This is a genomic window from Micromonospora sp. DT4, assembly GCF_049841675.1.
Taxonomy (GTDB): Bacteria; Actinomycetota; Actinomycetes; order Mycobacteriales; family Micromonosporaceae; genus Micromonospora.
The window spans coordinates 1-5,493 of sequence record NZ_JBNCKT010000195.1 but is presented as its reverse complement, the minus strand read 5'-3'; the positions used below and the strand labels follow the sequence as shown (position 1 = coordinate 5,493).

Sequence of the window (5,493 nt, the reverse complement as noted above, 5' to 3'; positions counted from 1 at the left end):
ATGCTGCTCCAGGACTCCTGATCTACCCGGACCTCGCGATCCAAGGTTCAAGTGTCCAAGATCAAGGGGGAAGGCCCATCCTCGAATACCCCATGGTGGACCGCGATCCGATCGACACGTGGACCCACGGCAACACCACGCTGCTCGGCGACGCGGCCCACCCGATGTATCCGAACGGTTCCAACGGGGCGTCGCAGGCGATCCTGGACGCACGTACCCTCGCCTTCCACCTCGCCACCGCGCCGACGGTCCGGGCGGCGCTCGACGCCTACGAGGCGGACCGGCGGCCCGCGACCACAGCGCTCGTGCTGAGCAACCGGCGGCAGGGCCCGGAACAGGTGATGGTGCTCGCCCACGAGCGCGCGCCGGACGGGTTCACGCACATCCACGACGTCATCCCGCCGGAGGAGTTCACCGCTATCGTCACCGGCTACAAGAAGGCGGCCGGGTTCCTACCCGCCGACCTCAACGAACGGGCCTCCCTGACGCCGACGGCCTTCCCGGGCGTCCTGCCGTGACCGGCCCGGAGCCGACCGAACTGGACGCGGCGCGACTGGCGTCGGTGATCTCACCGCTGCGCCGCACGCTGCTCGCCGCAGCCCGGGCCGCCGAGCACCTGCCGGAGATCCCGGACGCGCAGATCGAGATCGTGCGGGCCCTGCCCCGGGGCACCGTGGCCGGTCCCGGTGAGCTGGCCGAACGGCTGCGCCTGAGCCGATCCACGGTCAGCAACCTGCTCACCGCGATGGAGGGCAACGGTCTCGTCGAGCGTCGCCCCCGTCCCGGCAACCACCGCCACGTCGACGTCCTCGCCACAGCGAAGGCCCTCGACCTGTTCGACCGCTTCGACCTCGCGAGCGGAGACCTGGTCGCCCGCGCTGCGGCGACCCTGCCGGCGGCGGACCGCGCGGCCCTCGCCGCCGCGGTGCCCGCGCTGGAACGCCTCCGCGACGCTCTCGCGCACGCCAAGGACACTCCATGAGTACGCGCCGAGCCGCCGGTCGGGACGCCGTGGCTGCCCCGCCGGTTCCCGGGCTGGAGGCCGCGTTCGAGGTGGAGGTGCGGCTGGGCGCGCTGGAGGACCACGGGATGACCCGTGCCGGTCACCGTCGCGTGGTGCCTGTTGTCGGCGGTCGGGTAACCGGCCTGTTCGAGGCCGACATCTTGCCCGGCGGCGCCGACTGGCAGGTGGTCCGCCCCGACGGCGCGATCGAGATCGACACGCGCTACTCGGCGCGAACCGCCGACGGCGGTCACGTCTACCTGCGTACGTTCGGCGTCCGCAGCGGCCGCCCGGAGATCCTCGAAGCGTTGCTGCGCGGCGACGCCGTCGACCCGTCCGAGTACTACTTCCGTCTGGGCGTACGACTGGAGACGTCGACGCCCGCGCTGGCCGTCCTGGAGCAGTCCGTCTTCGTGGCGTCGGCGATCCGCGAGGCCGACCGGGTGCGCTACACCGCCTACCGCGTCACGTAGCTGTTCCCGCCCAGGGCTGCGACAGGCGCGCTTGTCGGGCTTGCCGCTGGGAGCCACTGGCACCCGATCGATCGACTGGATGGTCCGGGGGACCGATGGTTCCCCCAGCGTCTGCGCCACCACCGCACGCAGCCGCTCGGCATCAGGCACGCGACCGGCGGCAGGCGCCACGTACGCGTGCACCGCCTCCCCGGTGACGTCGTCCGGACGCGAGCGATTGATGTGCTGCGGGCTCGCGGCGGTGCCTTCGCTGGTCCGGTAGACACCGGACGCCCCAGCACCGCTGACCCGTCGGTCTACCGACCGGTGGTTGAGGCCACTGGTGGTCGTGCAAGACAAGAATTCGTCCGGACTTTCTGGCCTGCGAAGCGCTTGACGATCCGCGGTAACGAGCCCGGTAACCGACGGGATTGCCATAGAGGCTCACCGGGATCAGGGCCTGGAACGGTTGGAGGCGTGGCTGCGCGCCTCGACGCCAATCGCAAAGAGGACATGGGCAGGTGGATGGCCGCGGCGCCCAACCGTTGGCGTCCTAGGTGACGAGGTGCCTCATACATTGCTACCTTCTGTCGCTGCGTTCAGGTGGGTTAGGAAAAGAGGTCGTCCGGATGTCGCAGGTGGTGGAGCCGATGGACGAGGGGGGACCCGACTCGCCGGCAGCGGGCGAATTTGGCCACGGGGGGCTGCCTGTCCCGCATCGATCCGCGGGTGCTGTGTATGGCCGCCGGGCGGGTATAGCGCCGGACGAGCGGCCTGAAAGGTGGGCGGGCGCAGATGCCCACCAGAACGGCCGCCGGGCTGTCGGGATCCCCGCGACGGCGGGCCGCGTCGTACTACCCGCTGCGGGCACAAGCGCGATCCGGGCGGCTGGCGACGGCGAGTCTCGCTCCGCTGCTGGGCGGGCGCCCAAACCTGCATTCGACAACCGTGCCGTTCGTCAGCCGGACGGCCGAGTATTCGGTCCGATCGGCGATAGGCAGGTCGACCTGCCGCCTCTCGCGTCGGAGCGGAGTGAGGTTGCCACGCGCGCGATGAGCCGGCGTCGGGGTTTGCTTCCCATCATCGTCGTGCTCGTGGCCGGGCTGCTCGGATCGGGCATTGCGGTGCAGTTGAATCGGGAGCTCCCCGTTGCGACGGTTAGCACCTCGATTGCCGCTACCCTGCGTATCCCGGGTGCCGCGCCGTCTCTGCCCTGGCCGGAGAGGGGTTCGGCGGAGCTGATGGTGGAGGGCTTGGGCCGAATCGGTGGCTCCGGCGGTGGGACGGCCAAGCCGATCGGCAGCGTGGCCAAGGTGATGACAGCGTACGTCATCCTCAAGGAGCATCCGCTGAGCGGCGCGGAGGAGGGCCCGACGCTGACCGTGACGGCAGCTGATATGGCTGACTACCAATCGCGGATCCCGAGCGGTCAGTCTCTTGTTCCCGTATTGGCGGGGGAACGGCTCACTGAGCGGGACGCACTGGAGGCTCTCATGCTTCCTTCGGCCAACAACATCGCGCATCAGCTTGCGGTCTGGGACGCCGGCAGTGTGACAGCCTTCGTCGCGAAGATGAACGCTGCGGCGGACGAGTTGGGCCTGACCCGCACCCGATACACCGACCCCAGTGGCTTCCTGCCGAGCACCGTCAGCACGGCGCGCGACCAGGTTGCGCTCGCGCGGGCCGCGCTGGGAATGCCGGTCTTCGCCGCGATCGTCGAGCTGCGCGAGGCAACTATCCCCGTCGCCGGGCGGATCAGGAACTACAACGACCTGCTCGGCGTCGACGGGGTCTTCGGCATCAAGACCGGCTCGACCGACGAGGCCGGAGGCAACCTCGTCTTCGCCGCCCGGCTCAAGGTCGGCGCTCGTACGCTGATCGTCGTCGGTGCGGTGTTCAATCAACCGGGCGCCAATACCCCGGAGCAGCTCATCGCGGTCAACAAGGTGGTCCGTCGACTGCTTGCGGGGGTCCGCCGGAGCGTCAAGGAGTACGTCCTGCTCGCCGCAGCACCCGTCGGTTGGGTGCGGACTGCATGGGGCGCCGCCGCTGCGGTGAGCCCAGCCGCGCCGCTGAAAGCGGTCGGATGGCCTGGGCTGGCGGTTGCGGTCCGGGTCGTGACGGTCGCTCCGGGAGCCGAGGTCGCCTCTGGTCAGGTGGTCGGCTCGGTCGAGGCATCTGGCAGGCGCGTCCCGTTGCACACCGACACCGCTACCGCCGGGCCGTCGCTCTGGTGGCGGCTGACCCGTAGCCCGTAGCAGCTCCGACCGCTGGCCACTGCCTATGCCACCCGGGGCGCCACGCGCCGGCGGTCGCAGCCATCACGTCCGGCGACAGCAGGATTCCTCGGACGCAGCGGATACTACAACTCAGACACCAGTGGCCAGGGGCTCTCCGTGAGCAGCCGAACAAGCGAGCTTCACCGGTCGACGGCGGGCTGAGACGCCCGACCCGGCGTGGGACCAAGGGATGGACCAGCGCCGGAGGCTACTCGTAATGAGCCGTCACGTACCCGGCTGGCCTGGACTGGCCTGCTGGCGGTTCACACGTCGGCATCGGCCAGTCCCGATCCTGCCCGACGGCGGGACACCGCGTCGGCAAGGGGTGTGCCCGCAGGGCCCTGGGCAGGAGCTGCGGGCGTCCCAGGCTCAGTTGTACGTCTTGGCGAACGCCTTGACAACCTCCGCGGGCGCTTCGACGGCTTGGTCGGCAGCGGGCTTTTCAATCGTGACCGGGACGCCGAAGTCGGAGTAGTAGGTCGCCGTGATGCCACCGATGAAGCCTGAGTCAATGGCGCTGAGGTTAATGAATAAGTAAGTGAGTCGGCCTTGGTTATCGACCTTGGTGTTGAACGGAACAGTTTTGGCCTTTTCCCCGAATCTCTTGAAAAGGTTCCCCTGGGTGCCGGGTAAGGTGGTGATGTCGAAGGTCCCCGTGAAACCAAGCTCACCGTTCCGTTCGACGTCAGTCGCGGCCTTGATCATGGCATTGACGCAGGCCGGGTCGCCATCGACCATCTTGGAGAAGGTGCTGCCTGCCTCCACCTTGCTCAGGTCGACGTGCATCCACTTATCGGGCAAGGCCGGCATGCGGGTGCCGCTGTACAATTCCACTTCGCCTGCCAGCCTTGCATATACCGCGCTGTCCAGCTGGACTAAGTTGACTGTCATGCCTTGGTCGCCAATGTCGGTGAACATCGTCATGGACACCTTCTTAGCGCTCGGATCCACGAGCCCGCTGAACTCCACGCCGTCGAGTCCGGTCTTGCTATTGACCTTGAAGGTCTCCACCTTGAGCTTTTGAAGCGCGTCGGCGAGCGAGTTGAGTGCATCCCCCCGGGTGCGGCGGTGGCCGTGGCGCCCGTGTCGGCACGATCGGTGGCGTTGCTGCAGCCGGCAACCCCGAAGCTGAGCGCAACGACCAGTGCCAGCCCGGTCATCGCCCGTCGCGTCTTCATGTGGCCTTTTCCTCCCGAACTGATTGGGGCGGGCTGGCAGGCACCAGCCATGATCAACGGCGGGTAGCCTACGTGGCGGATGAGCACGGCCTTTCAGGGCGGCGACCTCGGGCCGTTTCTGCCGGTAGCCGAGCTGGCTGAGGCTGCTGTGGGCGTCTGCTCTGCCCCGAAAGTGAGTGCTCACCGACGGGTACCCAGACGAGGGGTTTTGCCTGTAGTGATGCGGTTGATTGGTGCGCGTGGGCTGATGTGGAGAGTGAAGTGGTCAGATGGCGCTGCTCTCGAAATCGTTGGAGCCGGCACTCGCTCAGTTGTGTCTAATGGCCCAACGCCGACTTCTGATAGTCAATGACGAGGTCAGGTGGCTGTGTTCGGTGACAAGTGGGTCTTGGCGAGCAACCACAGCCGGCAGGTGACCCAGGGGGCTCGGTCAACCGTTGCCGAAAGTGATCATCCCGCCCGTTTCGATGCGCTTTCGGCTGCTTGATGCTGACAGTTTGTGATGTACGTATTCAGCTTGAGTTGATCGGCTGAGCGGGGCTGCGGTCTACTGTGGTGGCTGTGGCTGGCATGATCTTGGC

Annotated in this window: 5 protein-coding genes and 1 pseudogene; 4 read left to right on the top strand and 2 right to left on the bottom strand. The window is 67.8% G+C overall.

The window, feature by feature from the left end:
- From ACLQ24_RS28320 to ACLQ24_RS28310, 3 genes are all read left to right on the top strand, one after another.
- Window positions 1-518 (top strand): FAD-dependent monooxygenase (locus ACLQ24_RS28320; RefSeq protein ID WP_425894793.1); only part of this gene is annotated, 518 nt, incomplete at its 5' end.
- Window positions 515-982, top strand: a complete 468-nt coding sequence (locus ACLQ24_RS28315; RefSeq protein ID WP_327643755.1) for a MarR family winged helix-turn-helix transcriptional regulator — start codon at window positions 515-517, stop codon at window positions 980-982. The genes ACLQ24_RS28320 and ACLQ24_RS28315, both read left to right, overlap by 4 nt.
- Entirely contained in the window at window positions 979-1,476 is a 498-nt protein-coding gene (locus ACLQ24_RS28310; RefSeq protein ID WP_425894792.1) for a DUF3237 domain-containing protein, read from the top strand. The genes ACLQ24_RS28315 and ACLQ24_RS28310 overlap by 4 nt, the downstream gene beginning before the upstream one ends.
- A gap of 51 nt (window positions 1,477-1,527) precedes the next feature.
- Here ACLQ24_RS28310 and ACLQ24_RS28305 read toward each other — a convergent pair.
- Window positions 1,528-1,893, bottom strand: a pseudogene (locus ACLQ24_RS28305) (AMP-binding enzyme); the annotation flags it as partial.
- Window positions 1,894-2,549: 656 nt separating this feature from the next.
- On the opposite strand from ACLQ24_RS28305, the gene ACLQ24_RS28300 reads away from it, so the two are divergent.
- Window positions 2,550-3,713, top strand: a complete 1,164-nt coding sequence (locus ACLQ24_RS28300) for a D-alanyl-D-alanine carboxypeptidase family protein (RefSeq protein WP_425894791.1) — start codon at window positions 2,550-2,552, stop codon at window positions 3,711-3,713.
- Window positions 3,714-4,103: 390 nt separating this feature from the next.
- Here the strand turns inward: ACLQ24_RS28300 and ACLQ24_RS28295 are convergent, their stop codons facing one another.
- The gene (locus tag ACLQ24_RS28295) at window positions 4,104-4,745 is read right to left on the bottom strand and encodes a hypothetical protein (protein ID WP_425894790.1); all 642 of its coding nucleotides are present in this window, start codon (window positions 4,743-4,745) and stop codon (window positions 4,104-4,106) included.
- Window positions 4,746-5,493: the final 748 nt, after the last annotated feature.